We start from the raw sequence: 18,562 nt of genomic DNA on the forward strand, positions 1-18,562 counted from the left end.
TAAAAAAAGATCATGTTAAATATTTTTTGGAGGTAATACACATGGCACAAACAGGTACAGTAAAATGGTTTAACGCAGAAAAAGGTTTCGGTTTTATCGAAGTTGAAGGCGGAAACGACGTATTTGTACATTTCAGCGCAATCGTTGGCGACGGCTTCAAATCTTTAGACGAAGGCCAACGCGTTGAGTTCAACGTGGTACAAGGCAACCGTGGACCACAAGCGGAAAACGTTGTTAAACTGTAATTCAAATAAAAATGCTCTCAACTTCGGTTGAGGGCATTTTTTTCGTTCTCATTTTATTATGATTTCAGCGTCCCTTATTTAACTTGTGGTTGCTGGTATGTGCGATAAGATGGCGTCCTTCACCTGCTGCGTGGTAGCGGCTAGCTCAAGATTTTCAAAAACATGCTCACATTCCTTGCGATACGAAACCTCCTCAATATAATGATTCAGATAGTGACTAATAACCTCATCAGATACATTACGGGCCTCAAGTCTTTCCAGGATCAATTGTTTGTTCGCATAAATGAATAGACGAATTGCTCGATCTTTGAATTCATATTTGAATTTGTTGGCTCCTGATCGATTGACGATTACATAGGCGACAGAATGATTGGCGAATGCAGCTTCCACATCGGATCTTTTGATCCCATAAAAATGATTATCGATTTCGGCAGTCTGTATGAATTCACCGCGAATATCGGCATCGATAAATTCTCTGCGGGTGGTGAAGTAGTACGCCTGACCATTACTTTCGTGAGGTCGTGGTTCACGGGTGGTATGAGAAATAATGTACTGCAGCCCAAGCTCCTTGCCTAGTTGATGTGCAATGGTTTTCCTGCCGGCTCCGCTAGTTCCTACAAAAACCAATATTGTACCCTGCTCGATTCCGATACTCATACAATGACCTCCCAAAAATCATTTTTCGAAGAGGATGCCTTGTTTCAGTTGCCCAGGATGCTATTTCCTTCTACTTTTATTATAGTACAAATATTCAGAAAATTAAATAAATAGTTTACGCTTTCATAGCTTATGAGACTTGGTATGGACAAATGATGGGACGAAACGTAGTATGGTGAATAGGGTCTGCAACATGACCTGCTCCGAAAATTTAATCGAGGCTGGAGAGATGACAAATGTCCATAAATTGTATTTATTGTAACCGTGATGAACGTATTGATAATCTAATGATCGAGATTGGGCAAATGCGCGTGTCTACGCTATTTTTGTTCAAGGAGCAGACTCATAAGGGTCGTTGTGTCGTGGCGCTTAATGAGCATCAGCAGGAGTTTTTCCATCTTTCCCAGGAGAAACAGGATGCTTATATGCGCGATGTTGCCCAGGCTGCCAAGGCGATTGAGTCGGCTTTCGCACCGGGTAAAATCAATTATGGTGCATTCGGTGATACAATGCCGCACGTGCATTTCCACGTCGTACCGAAATATGAGAACGGAGCCGCATGGGGCAAAATGTTTGAAATGAACCCTGGGGAAACGTATTTGACAGACGATGAATATAAGGAAGTCATCAATAAGCTGAAGGCTGCCCTATAAGGGGGTGTTCAAAAAGCCATCTTTTGATCACGTACTATAAATGCTCTAATAGGCGATCGAAATGGCAGGAGTTGCTATGGTGATACGCTGTTGACCGGTAATGGAATCCCGATGAACCGCCACCTGGAGGTTCATTTTTTGTTGTGTGTCGGCCGCCGATTCCTCAACTATTGTGGAATGGTAGGAAATGCTCAAGCTGTTGGCGTCCTGATAACGGGCCAGTTCCTGGGCATGAAGGCTATTGGTTACGTTCAGTTGTAGAGAAGGGCTTAACCCGGGCTGTTGGGAAGATGTATCAGCATCTATATTTCCTTGAATCATCACGTTCCAGTTGGACTGAATTCCGAGGGCTTGCAGCTGAGTATTCCATTGCTGTTGCAGATCGTGCAGGGTGTTAATTCCGTCTGATTGTAGCGTTTCGGCAGTCAGGCTTAATTGTGTGCTTCCATCAGGAAAGCCGATCCACAGCAGGGTAGCCTGAGTTGTAGCCGTATCCTTTAGCGTGAATCTGTAGAGTAGTACGTCCTGCTTGCGTATCGGGTTCAATGGCGCTGTAAGCTTAAATATGGTGCTTATGTTCTGGGCCGTTTGGGCAAAATCACGCTCGTCCTTGTAGGGAAGATAGGCACTCGTGTGTTTTACGATTACCTTTTTATCTGAAATGATGACGGATTCAGCCAATGGGAGCAAGCGCTGCAGATCTCCATCCGAGTGCGGGCGCAATGTCCAGCCTTGAGCTGCTGCTTCAAGTGTCAGTACGAGGGTAATTAATACTATGAATGTCCAAATGATGGTTGCTCTCATGGCTCTGTCCTTTCGATTGCAATCTATCACTCTATGAAAAAGGGATTCTAGTAAAAGGATAGGCAATAGTGAACAAAAATATACATGATAGATAGGGTTGCATACAAAAAAGGCACCTCCTCCATTGGAGGGGTGCCTTTCGGTTATGAGCGAATCTTCATTCGCGCCGTATTAGTTTACTTTGTGGTGATTGTTGAGTAAAGGGAGCATTTTCGAATTTTTGACCATCTCTGATTTGCATATAGGGCAAAGCGGGCTTTTTTGCAAAGAAAAGTTTTCTCGCATCCAGCACGAGCATCCTTCTTTACTGCACACCCAAACGGATGTCTGCTCTTCTTGAACCGGTTCCATGTTTTTCTTGGAGAAATACAATGTAGAACCCCTCCTTCAGTTTGTGCGCTGCATTCCAACATGAGAACTATGGATGGTCGTGAACTGAAAAAGAACTGCCCACGTCCGAGCAGTTCCCCCCTCATCATGAAACCTTACAGTTTCACTACGTTTTCTGCTTGAGGTCCACGGTTGCCTTGAACAACGTTAAATTGTACGCGTTGTCCTTCATCAAGGGATTTATAGCCATCCCCTGTAATAGCACTAAAATGTACGAATACATCTTTGCCGCCTTCAACTTCGATAAAACCGAAGCCTTTTTCAGCATTAAACCATTTCACTGTTCCTGTTTCCATCTTCTTAAAAACCTCCAATAAATGTTTACTCTTATTTGCATGAATAAGAAAATTCACACATTATAAAGATTACCCCAAAATTTACTGTAATAATCTTTATAAGATGTGAATTTAACAGATACAATATTGTGAATGTTCTGATTATACCATAATTTCAGTACCATCACAACCAAATACTGTTCATTATACTTCGGTTGGAACATGCTGGGGGGGAGCTGTCCATACTTTATTGTATCCAGATTTGTCCAAATCATTCCACTTTTTTTAGTCGTCTGCTGGCTAGGGTGACGGGTTAACCGATTTCGGAATTTTGCCGGCAATTTGCTCAAAAATATCCAGAAATACGGTCAGCTTATCCGCATCCAGATCGTTTAAATAGCTGCCGATAATTTCTCTGCGCAGCTGCTGAAGCTGCTCCAAAACTTCATGTCCACGATCGGTCATGTCGATGAATACGACCCTGCGATCCTTATCGTCATGACGACGCTGCACGACCCCTTGAGCGATCAATCGGTCGATCATAACAGTAATGGCACTTGGTTTGACTTCCATTCTGCCGGCGAGATCGGTCACTTTACAGGGACCTGTTTTGGAAATGAAATGCAGCATGACGAACTGTTGTCCGGTTAGCTTTAGACTGGTATGTGATGTGAGCTCAGGTCCGAGCCTGCGTACGATCGTCCAAAGAGCGGTTTCAAACCGCTCGGTCTGACTAGTCTTGGTTTCATGGCCGGAATCCATTGTATGGGTAGCACCTCCGTGAACTATTAATGATGTCGGCGAAAAACTGTTGGCTCTCCCGGGACTTGTTAATCTGGCTGCTGCTCTGCTTACGATTACTATATCATGCGAGTCATTATTATGTAATCAAATTACAGTTAAATCCAGGCTTCGTCAAGTTGAAGCAGTGGGTTCAATCCTTTCACGATATTAGCTGGCTGTGCCTCCCGTGTCATCCGGATAAGTCGGGTGTATTCCTGTAGTCAACCCTAACAATGTTTGGTAAGATGAATCCAAAGCGACCAACACAGGTGAGGATTTGAAATACAAATGGTTACATTTAGGAGAGTATGATGATCAACGGACGATTTGAGGAGCTTATCTCAGCTGAGCAAGGGAAGCTATGGGACGAAAGAGGATATGCAAGCTGCTGGGAGCATTATGCTGACGAGCTGCAATTATTGGATTTGAGGCTGCAGTGGTTGTATTTACGAAGGAAGAAAAGGATGACGGAATGGCAGGCTGATCCTTTTAATGGCATGTTTGTTTCCGAAGAGGAATTTATGGGCTTGATTAACGCTGCAGCCTCACTGCCTGAGTATGATCAGGAAGCTGAGCTGCTGCTGGATCGGCTGCATGAGGCTGAAGAAGCGGTGGATCGGAGGCTTGCGCAAAGTGGGTTGACGGGCATCTTTCTGCCGCTTCCTTATATAGAACGGATATTTGGTATGCAGGAATGGGAGCGTCAATGCATCATGATCGCGTTAGCCGTGGAATTGGACCGTAAGTATGAACGGATCTTTGGCTTCCTGATCGATGATCTGACTGCCAAGCACCCGAATATTAGCTTGCTGCTGCAGTTGGCTTGCCACGATCTGGAAGAAATGGGTGCCGCCCGTTTATCGTTATCCCCATCCGGAAAGCTCGCCAAGTATATGCTGTATAAGGAAGCGGGAGAACAGACAACCCGTTCCTTACTCTCGAAGCTCGTCTTTCTGGATCGGCGGATGGTCCGGTTTTTGCTGGATGAGACGGTACTTCATTCTGAGGAAGAGCTGTTCCGTGTTACTCAGCGTCATGCGCTGGACACGCCATTGCAGCAGCTGCGTACCGGTTTGGAGCTGCAGGATCAGCTGCAGACATTTGTAAGGGAGATGTATGCCCCGGGCAGAAAGGAACGCAAGCGGATCGCTTTTTATATATGGGGCCCGTCAGGTGCTGGGAAAAAGCTGCAGGTACAGCATTGCTGCCGTTCCTTCGGCAAGCCTGTGCTGTTCGCAGACCTCTCCGCCATGCTGCTGCAGGACAAGCCCTTTGATATGCTGCTGGATGAGGTGCTGAGGGAAGCGATATTGCATCAGGCGATTCTCGGACTGACCCATGTGGAGGTGTTATTTCCCGAAGAGCCGGACCTGCTGTCCCGGCAGCGTCTTGAGGCGGTATACCACTGCTTGAACAGCTATAATGGACTGCTTTTTCTATTGGCAGATAGGCACCAACGATTGTCCTCCGAGTTGAAGGATCGGCTGGTCATTGATCTGGAGATCCCGATACCGGACGACGAACAGCGGCATAAGTTGTGGGAAAGCTTCGCCTTGGAGCACGGACTCGATTATAAGGTTGATTGGGTAGTATTCGGCAGCAAGTTCCGTTTCACACCCGGACAAATCAACAGAGCGCTGATGCTGGCGCAAGGCTTTTCGGCCTGGAATGGCAGCGGTAATTCGGAAAAAACAGCTCATTTGGACAACCGTTCTGGGATTGATGTGGTTGAGGCTGCGTTGTACAAGGCATGCTTCATGCAGGTGCAGCATCGTCTGGCCAAGAAAGCGGTGCGGATTCAGCCCAAGTACGCGTGGGAGGATATTATTTTACCGACTGAGCAAAAGGAGCAGCTTCGCCAAGCCTGCAACCAGATGAAATACCGCAGTATCGTATACAGCAGATGGGGCTTTGAGCGTAAGCTTGCATATGGCAAAGGACTAAGCATGCTGTTCGCAGGTCCTCCGGGAACGGGTAAGACGATGTCTGCCCAGGTTGTCGCCAATGAGCTTCAACTGGAGCTCTATAAGATTGATTTATCCCAGGTCATCAGCAAATATATCGGTGAGACGGAAAAAAATCTGCATGAAATTTTTGAAGAGGCCCGTCTTAGTAATGCGATCCTGTTCTTTGATGAGACCGATGCGCTGTTTGGCAAACGTTCCGAGGTCAAGGATTCCCATGATAAGTATGCTAACATTGAGACCGCCTATCTGCTGCAAAAAATGGAGGAATATGAAGGGATCACGGTACTCGCCACCAACCTGCTGAACAATATCGATGAAGCTTTTATTCGAAGGATTAGCTATATTATTAAATTTCCTTTTCCTGATGAGGAGCAGCGCGAGAAAATTTGGCGATCGATGTTTCCGAAGGAAGCGCCGATTGGTGATGACGTCGATTTTAAATATGTGGCTTCCAAATTTCAGGTAGCTGGCGGTTATATTAAAAATATTGCCGTATCCTCCGCCTTTATGGCCGCAGATGCGGGGACTGTTATTGGGATGCGACATATTTTGCAGGCAGTCAAATATGAAATGCAAAAGACTGGTAAAATATGGAATAAAGATGATGTTGATATGTATTAAATAACGATAGGGGCGTTTATCTCAGGATCTTGGAGATAAGCGCCTTGTTTGATTTGATAAAATTGTGATATCTCTCACAATTCATTTTCGCCATTACGTGGTACGATAAGCATGTATGACGGTTATCGAGCATTTCTGCCATTATTTGAAAGTGGAAGATGTGGACTATTGTTATTAAATAGTTCAAATGAACCATGAGAAGTAGTAGTCAAGCCTTGGAAATACAATTATAATAGAAAAAGGATCTTAAACCGACATGAAATTCTCTATTATTACAAGGAGATCTGGCGAATGCTGACATATAATGTGAGGAGTGATTTCCTATAGGCGATTATACGGTTATTGCCGATGTTGGCGCCTCTTTGCTGAAGCTGCTCAGAGAACATATGACACCAGATCCAATTCCTCAGCCGGAGTTAATTGGCTTGGCGTCCCCTGCGGATAAGGGTGATCTCTCCCTTTCACTATTTTTGTACAACATTCTGGAAAGCGGCGATAACCGCCAAACCCGGATGGTTGCACGAGGGACGGATTCTATCCAATTTCCTCCTATGACTGTCAATTTATATTATTTGCTCACGGCCCACTCTTCTGCGGAACTTCAATCAAGAATCGTCGATGAGCATCGTATTTTGGGTAGGGCGATGCAGGTGCTATACGATAATTCTGTGCTTCGCGGACCTGCTTCTGTAGGTACCTTAGCAGAGGCTGGCGAGGAAGTGCGTGTGGTTATGGATACGCTCACAGGTGAAGCTTTGACGAGAATGTGGAATTTCGCAGATCTTCCTTATCGTCTTTCCATAGGGTACGTAGTAGGCCCAGTACATATCGATTCGACAAGGATCAAAACAACGAAACGGGTTACAGAGCGAGACTTCCGGATTCAAGGGTAGGAGGACCGAATGGAGCCAACTCGAATATCAATGATGAAAACCCGTGTCTCATTAGCAGTATGCCTCTTGGACTCATTCACCTTAGGTCCCCCACTCGGCAGCAATACAAAGATTGCTTTGGAAGAGATGCTAGCTAAGCCTGTTGTTAAAGCACAAGGTTATTACATTTTTACCGACCTGCAGGAAGGTATGTACCGATTGCGGGTGCTTGTTCAGCATTATTTCGAAGAGTACGTTGATATTAGGGTAGGTCCCAAGGACCAGTTGGTTCATGTCTCTCTCACACCTCGTCCATCCTATCCCTTTCATGATAAAGCGACCTTGCTTCGCGTCAATGTCAAGAACGCCGGGGGAGCTCCTTGCTCGGGTGCATCACTGCTGGCTGTCCCGTTGACTGAGGAAGTGTCGAGAGCAAGGTTGGCCCAGGACCATGCAGGACGAGGAGAGAATGAGCTGATGCTTGGTTCTGTAACCGGAAAAATCGGAATCGGTGATCGATTCCTTATTCGCGGACGCAATGCGAAGGCTGATGAGGAGCTGTGCTGCGTTGCTGCTGTGCTGGAGCACCAGCGTAAAGTGCGTTTGGTCGAGCCATTAAACGGCTCTTACAGTCGGGGCTCGCTGCTGCTGCCTGTCGTAAAATCCAGATCTGACGAGCAAGGCGAAGCTGTTCTGGCCTTTGCCAACTGCAGAGCCAAACAATTCGATCTAAGACTTGATATTACCTATGGCGATCTCTCCCTTTTGAAGGAGGTGAACCTTGCGGAGGGCGGAACGACATTAGCTGGGAGCTTATGCTTGGATCCATCGGTAACACCTTCAAAAGCTTCAAAAGGCAATACCTAACATTGTTAGCAGATCGGATTTATCCATCTTCTATAATCCACAAGCAGAGAGGAGAGAACTGGTTTCATTCTGCAAAGGAACCGATTTCGGCTTGTAAAGGCGAGACGGTGCAGATCGATGAAACCGGGGAATAATGGCTGAGTATTTATCACCGGGAGTCTATGTAGAAGAATTCGATAGTGGCGCACAGCCGCTGGAAGGTGCAAGTACAAGCACGGCAGGCTTCATTGGGTTGGCACAAAGAGGGGAGATCGAAGGCGTCCCTCTGCTTATTACCAGCGTAGCCGATTTTCACCGTAATTTCGGAAGTTATTTATCCGAAAATGCTTTTGGAGACTACCGTTTCTTGTCTTACGCGGTGGAGCACTTTTTTCTCAATGGCGGATCACGTTCGTATGTCATGCGGGTAGCTCCTTCCGACGCGAAGCTTGCTACCAATCAGGGCGGGGATAATAAAGAGTCGAAGGTACTTAGCATAAGCTCGAAAAACCCGGGCGCTTGGGGTAACCAGATTCGTCTTGTCGTGGTACCATCGAGTAAGGCCAAGACACAAATCTTTGACATTATTGGCGAGCCTGGGGAATCCAAGCAGTATCGCGTAAAAAATAATGCCGGCTTTAACGTCGGTGACGTTGTTGCTTTCGAGAACGCAGGTGACAAGCAATACAATCGTGTCGTCTCTTCCCTCGACAATATCATTGAACTGGAAAGCGTATTGGATGGCGATGCAGATGTTATTGATGTTAACCTGCTGCCAGCGAAAGTTCTGACTACAAGCGAGTTCACACTTCATGTATTTTATGGCGATGAGGCTGAATCGTTCGAGAAATTGTCATTGAATGTAGCTGCTGCAAACCATGTTGAGAAAATCCTGGTTCGCTCCAACATTATTTCCGTGAAGGATATCAGTAGAGAATTTGGTGATCTTGGAGCGACTGCTCCATTTGAAGCATTATCTGGTGAGCTGGAGGAGACAGGCAAGTTCCTGATCTCGCTTGCAGGCGGCAGTGATGGCTCTGTGGCCAATCTGGCAGCTTCCGATTTTATGGGTCAAGATCGTGGCCCTGGCAAAAGAACCGGAATCCAATCCTTTATCGATAACGATGTCGTAAGCATTATGTCCATCCCGGGTGTAACGGACCCTAATGTCCAATTGTCACTTGTAGCGCATTGTGAAAACCTCGGCAGCCGTTTTGCGATTCTGGATGTGCCGCGCGAAAAAACCAAAGTAGCGGACGTTATGACACACCGCAATATTTTTGACAGCAACTATGCAGCGATGTACAATCCTTGGCTGCAGGTGTTTGATCCGCTCGATAAACGCAATATTTATATTCCGCCGTCCGGATCGATGGCTGGTATTTACTCGCGTTCCGACCAAACTCGTGGTGTGCAAAAAGCGCCTGCGAACGAAGTTGTACGTGGCGCCGTAGGTCTGGATTGCCAGTACAATAAAGGTGAACAGGATATTTTGAATCCACAGGGCGTGAACTTGATTCGTGCTTTCCCGGGACAAGGTATTCGTGTATGGGGTGCCCGTACAACTACATCGAATGGTCTGTGGAAATATGTCAACGTAAGAAGGCTGTTCATCTTTATCGAAGAGTCGATCAAGAATGGTACAAACTGGGTTGTGTTCGAGCCGAATGATGAACAGCTATGGGCTCGTGTACAGCGTACGATTGAAGCATTCCTTACCCGCGTATGGAGAGACGGAGCTCTTATGGGAGGCAGTCCGAGTGAAGCATTTTATGTGAACATCGGTCGCTCAACCATGACGCAGGATGATATCGATAATGGTCGTCTGATTTGCATTATTGGAGTTGCGCCTGTAAAACCGGCGGAATTCGTCATCTTCCGGATAACTCAGAAAACAAGAGAAGAATAGTTTTCTCTAAACTTTGAGTAGGGAACTTGTCATGAACCATACGAAAGGGGAAAAGTGAATTATGACTGGCGAGCGTAGAGATCCATATAGAAATTTTCGATTTAGAGTAGAGGTTGAAGGTATTCAACAAGCTGGATTTAGCGAAGTATCAGGTTTTGATGCGTCTCTAGCTGTAGTGGAATATCGTGAAGGTAATGAAACGATTACGGCGCGCAAGCTTCCGGGATTGGCCAAATACGGCAATATCAGCTTGAAGTGGGGAACTACCGACTCCATGGATATGTATAATTGGATGCAGGAGTCGATTGAAGGTAAAGTTGCACGCAAAACCGTTACGATTATTGCGATCGATGAAGAGGGCGGCGATGTAGCAACCTGGCAGGTTATCGAGGCATGGCCTTCCAAGTACACAGCTCCGAACTTTAATGGTACAGGCTCTGAAGTAGCAATTGAATTTTTGGAATTGTCGCATGAAGGCATGACACGCACGGCGTAACAATTACATGAGGGAACAAGAGGAGGGATAGGGCGTTTACCGCTGGTCCCATCTCTTGTTTTCTTAACTTATGCTTACGAAGTAAGCGTTCCTAAAGGAACGCTCAGCTTATGCTTACGAAGAAAGTTTTGCGAAGCAAAACTCTTAGGAGGAAACCCAAATGGCATTCAAGACAGAATACGAATTCGATCTACCCAGAGGTTATGTGGATGACAGTGGTACCCTGCACAAAAGAGGAATTATGCGGCTTGCGACGGCAGCTGACGAAATTTTGCCGATGCGGGATCAACGCGTACAACAAAACCCCGGTTATCTCACGATTATTTTACTGACACGCGTTATTACGAAGCTGGGCGATCTGAGAGCGATAGATACTCGGGTTGTGGAGAAGATGTTTACCGCTGACTTGGCTTTTTTGCAAAACTTTTACCGTGAAATCAATGAAATGGAAGTGCCCAAGGTTCATACTATTTGTCCGAAATGTGAGCATGAATTTGATGTGGATGTGTCTTTTATCGCCGGGATGGAGGAGGCATAGTCGGTTACCCCATTGACAAGATTTACGAGGAGGCCGGTTTCATCGCGTACTATTTCCACTGGCCTCACGATGAGATCATGTTGATGGAGCATCGAGAGCGCAGGAAGTGGTGTGACGAAATTTCTAGAATCAACCGCAATATGAATGATGATAAACCGGATAATAATCCGTTTGATGTATTCAATAAGAGGTGAAAAACAGATGAGCGAGGCCTCTAGAAGAAATGAGATTAGTGCACCCCTGCGGTTTGAGGTCGAGCTGGATGGATTGTTTGTGGGCGGTTTTACGGAAGTAACAGGGCTCAATTCGGAGATCGAGCTTGTTCCTTATTCAGAGGGCGGCTTGAACGATTACGTCCATTATTTCCGCAAAGGCGTAAAAAATCCGAGGATTGTACTCAAGCGGGGAATTACGAAATCAAGCGATCTGTGGGATTGGTACGCGGATGCTCTAAAAGGTAAAATTGTCCGTCAAAGCGGCTCGATTATTTTGAATCATATTTCAGGCAACGAAATTTGCAGGTGGAATTTTCTTGAGGCTTATCCTGTGAAATGGAGCGGTCCTGATATGAACTCAACGAGTACAAGTGTTGCTATTGAATCCATTGAACTGGTGCATAACGGCTTGAAAACGGTTTTCAGCAAAAAATAATCGGGTAGGGGGACTGGCATGAAATCCCGAAAATCACATATCCCCCATACGACAGCCGGTAAGCTCGGCAGGTTGAACGTTCCACAGCGTAAGCAGGACGACGGCAGCGGCACGGCACGTCTTACTCGACTTTTTGCTGACAACATTATAGGTAAATACGGTTTTTGGCGCCAGGATTATTTTGGACGTCTGTCATTGGTATTTCGCGAAATGGCAGGGGCTGACGACGAAGAGCGGGACGACGGTTCGGCGAAATGGCGGCACATGGTCGAACAATTAAAGGCCCAACTGGCGGCACTCCAGCATAGTGGAGCGAAGCAAATCATAACTCGTACGGAAACGGTCCATCGGCTTGAGCGGTTGATTCATTATTACAGCGGTATGGCGGGGACAAACCGGAACAAGCAGGCCTTGGTCCAAATGAAACCCTCTGGAGCAGCACCGAAGGCCATGCAGAGCGGCGTCATTCCGGTTGAAAAAAGAAATCAAACCGCGGTTAGCAGTACCTCAACTACTGCGACGGGCAAAATATCAACGGCTCGTTTGAAGCCTGATACCCGTACAAAACTTACGCCAAGGGATGCAAAAGCGACAAAAGGTAGCAAAAAACAGCTTCAACAGGCCGAGCAGAACGATCGAACTCGTCGCCAGGTAGCGAAGCAAACGAAGAACAGCAATACTGAATTGGTCAACAGGAAGGGCAAACGGCCGGAGCATTCTCAAGCTACAGGACAGCCGCAAGCGTTGGAGCCGAGTCAGGTCCCGTATACCGGTCACATTCAGGAAAATCAGCAATTAGCGCCATCGGATCGAGTACCCGTACAACAGCAAGGACTGCAAGATGAAGGGTCATCTTTAGTGCATGAACATAAGCGGGAAGAACGCATCCCGGAAGAGCACGTTACTCAGGATCAGCAGCAAATTACAGAAGCCGTACAGAATCAGACTGTAAATCAAAAGCCTGATGCGGCAACAAACGAAACAATTGAGCTTCAAAATCGACAAGTGATGCAGCATGCGCCAATCGTTCCTAGTAAAGAGTCAGCAGCGAACGTTTCAGAGCTTTCACTTCCAGCCAATCCATTGGAATTGACTACAACACAACAGGGTGCTGTAAGATGGGTGCCGGATAATAGTAAGCAGCGAAGCATGCAAATCTCGCAGCGTATAGGGCAGATTGTGCATAATAAGGAATTGAACTCAGGTTCAACAATACCTCTTCGAATGCTGACGCAGAATGAGCAAATTAGCTATTTGCAGCGTCGTTCTTCAAACACTGCCACGTACCCTATGGTTTGGCGAACCAGTGTGGGTGAAACGGGCGGTACGACTAGTAATAAGACAGCAGGCCGGCAACTGCAATGGCAGCAGGCAACACCTGATCAACAGAGCTCTGCCAGAATGAGTCAACGCGTAGTCTATCAAGCTCGCAGTGATAAAGAAATCCAAACAGCCATGATTCAACGGCAGTATGAAGGAATGCTTCCTCTTGGTCGCAGGCATGCTTCACTATCAATCTTGTCTATGATTTCGCAGGCAACGTTGCCAGCACGGACCAGACAAAGTGGGAACATTCGGCACCAATCTTCAAGTGTTAACCAGCAAAGACGCACGACGGAGATTTATAGTACTAGCTTAAACCAAAGATTAAGCCGTGATGGTCGTAACAATAGTTTTATTGAAAATGATAATCATGCTGGGAAGAGATGGAGAGGTGAATCCATACGTCATCAGGGGAGTGCGGATTCCCTCAGTCCAATCACCCAAAGGAAGACATCTTCTTTCCAGCTTGCACATACAGCTAACACGTTATACCCTGTATCCGCTAATCGTAAATTGCGATTTGAACAGTCAGATCCATGGCTTCCAGGTAACTACAGGCAGTACCCGATCATGCAGGCTGCTTCCCATTCTGCTGGAAGGAATCTTCCACAGATAGAAGATGGGGGCGATCGTGCAAGCAGTCCACCTGTCGGCACAATTGCAACATACCGAGCACTATCGATTCAACGACGACAAGAGACATCTGAAAAAATACTTGCTCCACAGAAGCATGAACCTGCACATGAACAACAAAGTGATGCTTATCGAAGGGTTAACTTGGCCAATCGAGTCATGCAGCAATCTCCTAATTACGTTAGGCAAGAGCGGGCAACTCAGGGTTTGAATAACCGTACAAGTACCCTATATGAAGCATCAGCCTTCGACAGGATGGCAGGGCAACGTCAACCGATTTTTCGTAAATCCGATAACGATAATCACGGGTCCGATTACCAGATGACTTCACCCTTGCCGCCACTATCCTTGATGCTGCTTAAGGGTTGGAAGCCGGCTGTTCTAGACAACAACCGTGGGCATGAGCTGAGCGTAAGTACTCAGTTAACAAGTAAGCCAATGACTGCTCTAAGCTATACGCAAACAAATGTGAGACAGCCATATGCAGCCCAGGATAATAGGCTCAGCCTGCAACGGAATTCAGGAACATTGGCAGATAATGCTGCAGCAAAGCCAATGACTGCTCTAAACTATACGCAAACAAATGTGAGACAGCCATATGCAGCCCAGGATAATAGGCTCAGCCTGCAACGGAATTCAGGAACATTGATAGATAATGCTGCAGCAAAGCCAATGACTGCTCTAAACTATACGCGGACAAAAGTGAGACAGCCAGACACAGCTCCAGGCAATGGTATTAGCATTCGACGAAGTTTAGGTATATTGGGAGAAAACGTTACAACAAAGCGAATGAATGCCCTAAGGTATACACAAGAAAATGTGAGGCAGCCAGACACAGCTCTAGACAATAGTATCAGCATTCGACGAAGTTTAGGTATATTGGCAGATAACACTGCAACAAAGCGAATGAATGCCCTAAGGTATACGCAAGCAAATGTGAGACAGCCAGACACAGCTCTAAGCAAAAGTCTCAGCATACAACGAAGTTCAGGAATATTGGCAGGAAACGCTGCAACAAAGCGAATGAATGCCCTAAGCTATACGCAGACAAATGTGAGACAACCAAACGCAGATCAGGATAGTAGTCTCAGCATACAACGAAGTTCAGGAACATCGGCAGAAAAAGCTGCACCTACTCAAAATTTGGCAAGGACTACTACATTTAGGGCCAGGGCTCAAGCAGCAGATCGAGAAGGTGGGCCGGATACACTGCCGGGCTTCAACGATATAGCTAGACGTAAAATATCAAGCCTTAACGCCAGCAATGTCATATTAGCCCTGCAGCTTCCTGTGATAACTGCTTTAAGAGAGCTGCAATGGATCGGCGTAGACCACCCGCTTATTCAACAGAGACAAAGCAGAAATACGACCGAGCAGATGAAGACAGGCAACCGTAGTCGAAGAGGACAAGCATTAAATCATAGGTTCAATTCGGTTTCGGAGATTCAATCCGAATCGAGTGCTGCAAGATGGGGCGAGTCCAATCATAAAGAGGGCGCACTGACAGATCGTGTTTCAAATGCTCTAAGGGGCGGGAATGCGAAGAACGGGAGTCCGAATCTATCTGAACGCCTTTCCTATCTTTTGAGGAATCGACACGCTACCATGAGTAAGCTACCCGTGACAGAACGACATATTGCGTCACAGGTATTAGCCCGCAATCGAACAGCGGCTCAAGTCAGAGCATCCAGTCCGCTCATTCTTGCGGCCACGTTGCAGCATTTCAGGCAACCGGATGACCTGTCTAGCGAGTTTTTGCAAACCGCTAAGCTATCTCAGAGGAACAGTGTTGACCCTTCAATCGTCGACAAGGCCGACAGAGCGGAATTCTTCAATCAGACCGATCAGGTGCGTGGTAAGCGTAATGACGCCGCAATCCGAACAAATGCTCCTAAAAAGTGGATCGAGCCTTGGCAGCCTTCATCTGGATCAGGCTCGGGTCTGCCCGAACTGGCTAAGTTAGAAGCGGGGATAGGGTACGCATTAAGATCAGGGCTAAGTCCACGTGCCAAAGAAGAGCCCTCATCACTGCAGCGGACAGCGAGATCAGTGAGTGGCACACATATGCAAAAGCCTGCAGATCGATCAAATACAGGGTTCGCGAATGGTGAAGGACCTATAATTAGCAAGCAGGCAAATTATTCAGCAGTTGGAAATGTAGCAAGGAGATCCTCCAACTCAAACGCAGGGGTAATACCAGGCGCGATGGTCGGACTTATGGCGATGCTTGGGGTATCACAATCAGCATCAAGTTTGAAACAAGGATCAAATGCAGCACCCATTTCACCAGAATCGAGGATGTTACCTGCTTTCTTACCGAGGTTGGTAAACGGTGAAGCGGGAGCATTTATTCAGCGAAATCGGTTTGCAAAAGGAAGTTCAACCTTTAACCAAGCCCCATTACGTGAACGGGGGTTGGCAAGAAGAGCAAACAACGAAATCAGAACTTTGAAAGCACTGAGTATGGCAAGAAGCGATTTTCATATAAACAAATCGGATAAGTCTGCTGTACGTTCACATATAGCACGAGACGCTGCAGGAACAACATCAAGCTTGGCACTAAGAGCAGCATCGACAAAAGCAAACGCGGTTCCTATACACAGCACTAGAGCATTATATACATCTCAGCAATCCTTGCAGCCATCGCTGGACAATTTTGCAGGGAAACGTTCTATGACACCGCACCAAGACATCATTTCTGTTTCAGGTGCAAAATCTGCGATAAGCGGACGTTCGCAAGCTTCGCCTTTAAAGGAAATAACGCATATCCAGACTCGCAGCCTCAGCACTATTCATTCAAGCATGGGTGCAGCGCCGATATTGATCGAGCCAGCGGGTATTCGTAAGAAAGACCATATTGCTACTGCATCGGGTTATCAAGGATCAAGCTTGCAAATGTCTCCCATCAGATCTACCTTACAAGGTCAGGGAGCTCCTGCATTAAAGGGTTCTGTTGTACAAGGTTCTACCTTAAGTAGACCTGTCTTACAAGGCTCAGCCCTAAATAGACCTGGTTTAAAAGGATCTAATGGATCTGTTTTTCAAAGAACAGCTTTGCACAGTGCACCTAATGAACAGTCTGATGATCATGGCTCACAAGTGTTTCAACGCACAAACAGTTTATCCAGTGCAGTGCAGCGCAGATTGCAGAATAAGAGTCGTATCATTACAGATAGCACGAATCATAGTGACCATATGGGACAGGTGTCCACAGCTGCCACAATGAACACCGGAGGTACGATTCAATGGCAGCAGGATGTTCGCAGCGACATAAGCATAGCAGACCATGCCAAACAGCGAATGCACAATCCTACAGCTGTCAGGCCGACGGGTGCAGTAGAGCAGGATCGCAATAAGCCTGCATTCGAGGGGGTTAAGGGGCGTTCTGTCTTAGTCAGACAACGGGGTGTCAGTAGAATCCCTTTCGCAGATGGCTCCGGACAACCTGTACCTGTACGGATGCTTCGTAAAGCTGCAACGCCGCCTGCATCCGAGCTGCTCACAAAGAAGTCGGGAATGGTCGGGATTAGGAATCAACCTGACCAGGGGACAGAAGCTCACAGACCCATGCTGAATACGAACAGCGGACCTCAACTATCTGTGAAGCGCATTTCGCAATTCAGGCCGCAGGCCGTCTTTAGCAAGTCCTCGCAGCCTACAGGCTCAGAGAGCAAGGAAGGAATTGCTTCGGACAACAACCAGACAGCGACAATTCAATTCCAGGGCAAGCTGCGATCTTTGGCACAAGCTCCTACTTCTGTAAGACCACATAAGTGGGAGGATACAGCCGATCATCATGGGCAGCCAAGATTCGTCAATCCCGGAATGGGCGCAGCACCAGGAGATATTTTCACACATTCACAGCAGCAATCGGCAGCGCTTGGAAAACCGAGTGCACTACTGGAGCATAAGCTGCCAACTTCCGAATCGAGCCAGTCTGAGGATCTGAATACACCTATTCTGGAGCTGTTAAGACGACAACGACAGCCTGAATCCGAGGAATCCTCGGAAACCATACAGTCCATGGAGCCGCTTGAACTTACAAAAGAACAAATTAATGAGCTGATTAAGCAGCTTCCACAGCTGGATGTCAATCATATTGTAGATAAGGTAACACGTGAGCTTGAGAAACGGATGCGGTTTGAACGTCAGCGGCGTGGCAGGTAACCGTGTAGTTATGCCAGCTTTATCCCATCGGGTTTTAGAACAAAATAGGATGGGCACGAACCAGCAAACGGTACCAGGATGCAAGGAAAGGGATGGAAACCATTGTCACTTACAAAAGCAAAGATCATTGTCGATAAAGGAACTCGTAAAGAAGAGATCGATGTCATGTTCAATCCAACTGAATACGACCACAATTTAAGTAATAAGTATTCTTGGAAAGTGGTTCCAGGTCTTTCTATGCCGATCGGTCAGTTCGTATCCGGAGAGACCAGCAACCTGTCGATGGATTTCTTTTTTGATACCTCGGAGGCTGCTACTGACGTTCGCAATTATACCCGCAAAATTTCCGAGCTTCTCAATGTGGACAAGGATTTGCATGCGCCGCCGGTATGCCGATTTGTATGGGGCTCAATTGATTTTAAAGGCGTCGTTATCTCGGTTGGTCAGAAATTCACGATGTTCCTGGATACGGGAATTCCGGTTCGTGCCAAGCTGAAAGTGGTCTTCCATTCGTGGCAGACGAAAAATGAACAGCTCAAAGGGATCCCGCGTCAATCCGCGGACCGCACCAAGCAAAAATTATTAAAGCAGGGGGAGCAGCTGTGGCTAATGGCCGCCTCCGAATATGAAGATCCGGGTTTATGGCGCGAAATTGCTCGGGCCAATGGGATTGATAATCCGTTGAAGCTGGACCCGGGCCGCAGAATAACCGTTCCAAGGCTGGAGTGATCA

General features: G+C 46.8%; 17 protein-coding genes. 12 read left to right on the forward strand and 5 right to left on the reverse strand.

What is annotated here, in order from left to right:
• Positions 1 to 41 precede the first annotated feature (41 nt).
• The gene (locus OB236_RS05860; protein ID WP_076230413.1) at positions 42 to 245 is read left to right on the forward strand and encodes a cold-shock protein; all 204 of its coding nucleotides are present in this window, start codon (positions 42 to 44) and stop codon (positions 243 to 245) included.
• Between the two features lie 78 nt (positions 246 to 323).
• Here the strand turns inward: OB236_RS05860 and OB236_RS05865 are convergent, their stop codons facing one another.
• Complete coding sequence (locus OB236_RS05865; RefSeq protein WP_076230412.1) at positions 324 to 902, reverse strand: guanylate kinase; 579 nt, start codon at positions 900 to 902, stop codon at positions 324 to 326.
• 236 nt (positions 903 to 1,138) lie between these two features.
• On the opposite strand from OB236_RS05865, the gene OB236_RS05870 reads away from it, so the two are divergent.
• Positions 1,139 to 1,555, forward strand: a complete 417-nt coding sequence (locus tag OB236_RS05870) for an HIT family protein (protein WP_262683177.1) — start codon at positions 1,139 to 1,141, stop codon at positions 1,553 to 1,555.
• A gap of 45 nt (positions 1,556 to 1,600) precedes the next feature.
• On the opposite strand, the gene OB236_RS05875 is transcribed toward OB236_RS05870, so the two are convergent.
• The 4 genes from OB236_RS05875 to OB236_RS05890 all read right to left on the reverse strand — a co-directional run bounded on the left by OB236_RS05875 (position 1,601) and on the right by OB236_RS05890 (position 3,786).
• Complete coding sequence (locus tag OB236_RS05875) at positions 1,601 to 2,359, reverse strand: YwmB family TATA-box binding protein (RefSeq protein ID WP_262683178.1); 759 nt, start codon at positions 2,357 to 2,359, stop codon at positions 1,601 to 1,603.
• 171 nt (positions 2,360 to 2,530) lie between these two features.
• The gene (locus OB236_RS05880; protein WP_076230409.1) at positions 2,531 to 2,731 is read right to left on the reverse strand and encodes a cold-shock protein; all 201 of its coding nucleotides are present in this window, start codon (positions 2,729 to 2,731) and stop codon (positions 2,531 to 2,533) included.
• 113 nt (positions 2,732 to 2,844) lie between these two features.
• Entirely contained in the window at positions 2,845 to 3,045 is a 201-nt protein-coding gene (locus OB236_RS05885; RefSeq protein WP_028549128.1) for a cold-shock protein, read from the reverse strand.
• Between the two features lie 279 nt (positions 3,046 to 3,324).
• Positions 3,325 to 3,786, reverse strand: a complete 462-nt coding sequence (locus OB236_RS05890; protein WP_262683179.1) for a MarR family winged helix-turn-helix transcriptional regulator — start codon at positions 3,784 to 3,786, stop codon at positions 3,325 to 3,327.
• Positions 3,787 to 4,118: 332 nt separating this feature from the next.
• Between OB236_RS05890 and OB236_RS05895 the strand changes: the two genes are divergently transcribed.
• From OB236_RS05895 to OB236_RS05935, 10 genes are all read left to right on the forward strand, one after another.
• The gene (locus tag OB236_RS05895; protein WP_262683180.1) at positions 4,119 to 6,395 is read left to right on the forward strand and encodes an AAA family ATPase; all 2,277 of its coding nucleotides are present in this window, start codon (positions 4,119 to 4,121) and stop codon (positions 6,393 to 6,395) included.
• Positions 6,396 to 6,736: 341 nt separating this feature from the next.
• On the forward strand, positions 6,737 to 7,288 hold the full coding sequence (locus tag OB236_RS05900) for a DUF4255 domain-containing protein (RefSeq protein ID WP_262683199.1): 552 nt from the start codon (positions 6,737 to 6,739) through the stop codon (positions 7,286 to 7,288).
• Positions 7,289 to 7,297: 9 nt separating this feature from the next.
• Positions 7,298 to 8,134, forward strand: a complete 837-nt coding sequence (locus OB236_RS05905; protein WP_262683181.1) for a hypothetical protein — start codon at positions 7,298 to 7,300, stop codon at positions 8,132 to 8,134.
• A 133-nt stretch (positions 8,135 to 8,267) separates the two neighbouring features.
• Entirely contained in the window at positions 8,268 to 10,022 is a 1,755-nt protein-coding gene (locus tag OB236_RS05910) for a phage tail sheath family protein (protein ID WP_076230406.1), read from the forward strand.
• Positions 10,023 to 10,083: 61 nt separating this feature from the next.
• On the forward strand, positions 10,084 to 10,518 hold the full coding sequence (locus OB236_RS05915) for a phage tail protein (RefSeq protein WP_076230405.1): 435 nt from the start codon (positions 10,084 to 10,086) through the stop codon (positions 10,516 to 10,518).
• 160 nt (positions 10,519 to 10,678) lie between these two features.
• Complete coding sequence (locus tag OB236_RS05920) at positions 10,679 to 11,056, forward strand: phage tail assembly protein (protein WP_240418012.1); 378 nt, start codon at positions 10,679 to 10,681, stop codon at positions 11,054 to 11,056.
• A gap of 20 nt (positions 11,057 to 11,076) precedes the next feature.
• Positions 11,077 to 11,250, forward strand: coding sequence for a DUF6760 family protein (locus OB236_RS39765; RefSeq protein ID WP_317259322.1), 174 nt, complete (start codon positions 11,077 to 11,079; stop codon positions 11,248 to 11,250).
• Between the two features lie 7 nt (positions 11,251 to 11,257).
• Positions 11,258 to 11,707 carry a phage tail protein gene (locus OB236_RS05925; protein WP_076230402.1) on the forward strand — a complete coding sequence of 150 codons (450 nt, stop codon included), beginning with the start codon at positions 11,258 to 11,260 and terminating at the stop codon, positions 11,705 to 11,707.
• Positions 11,708 to 11,725: 18 nt separating this feature from the next.
• Positions 11,726 to 17,830: a hypothetical protein gene (locus OB236_RS05930; RefSeq protein ID WP_262683182.1), complete on the forward strand. Its 6,105-nt coding sequence runs from the start codon at positions 11,726 to 11,728 to the stop codon at positions 17,828 to 17,830.
• Positions 17,831 to 17,932: 102 nt separating this feature from the next.
• Positions 17,933 to 18,559: a CIS tube protein gene (locus OB236_RS05935; RefSeq protein ID WP_076230661.1), complete on the forward strand. Its 627-nt coding sequence runs from the start codon at positions 17,933 to 17,935 to the stop codon at positions 18,557 to 18,559.
• Positions 18,560 to 18,562 lie beyond the last annotated feature (3 nt).

It is taken from the genome of Paenibacillus baimaensis, assembly GCF_025567575.1.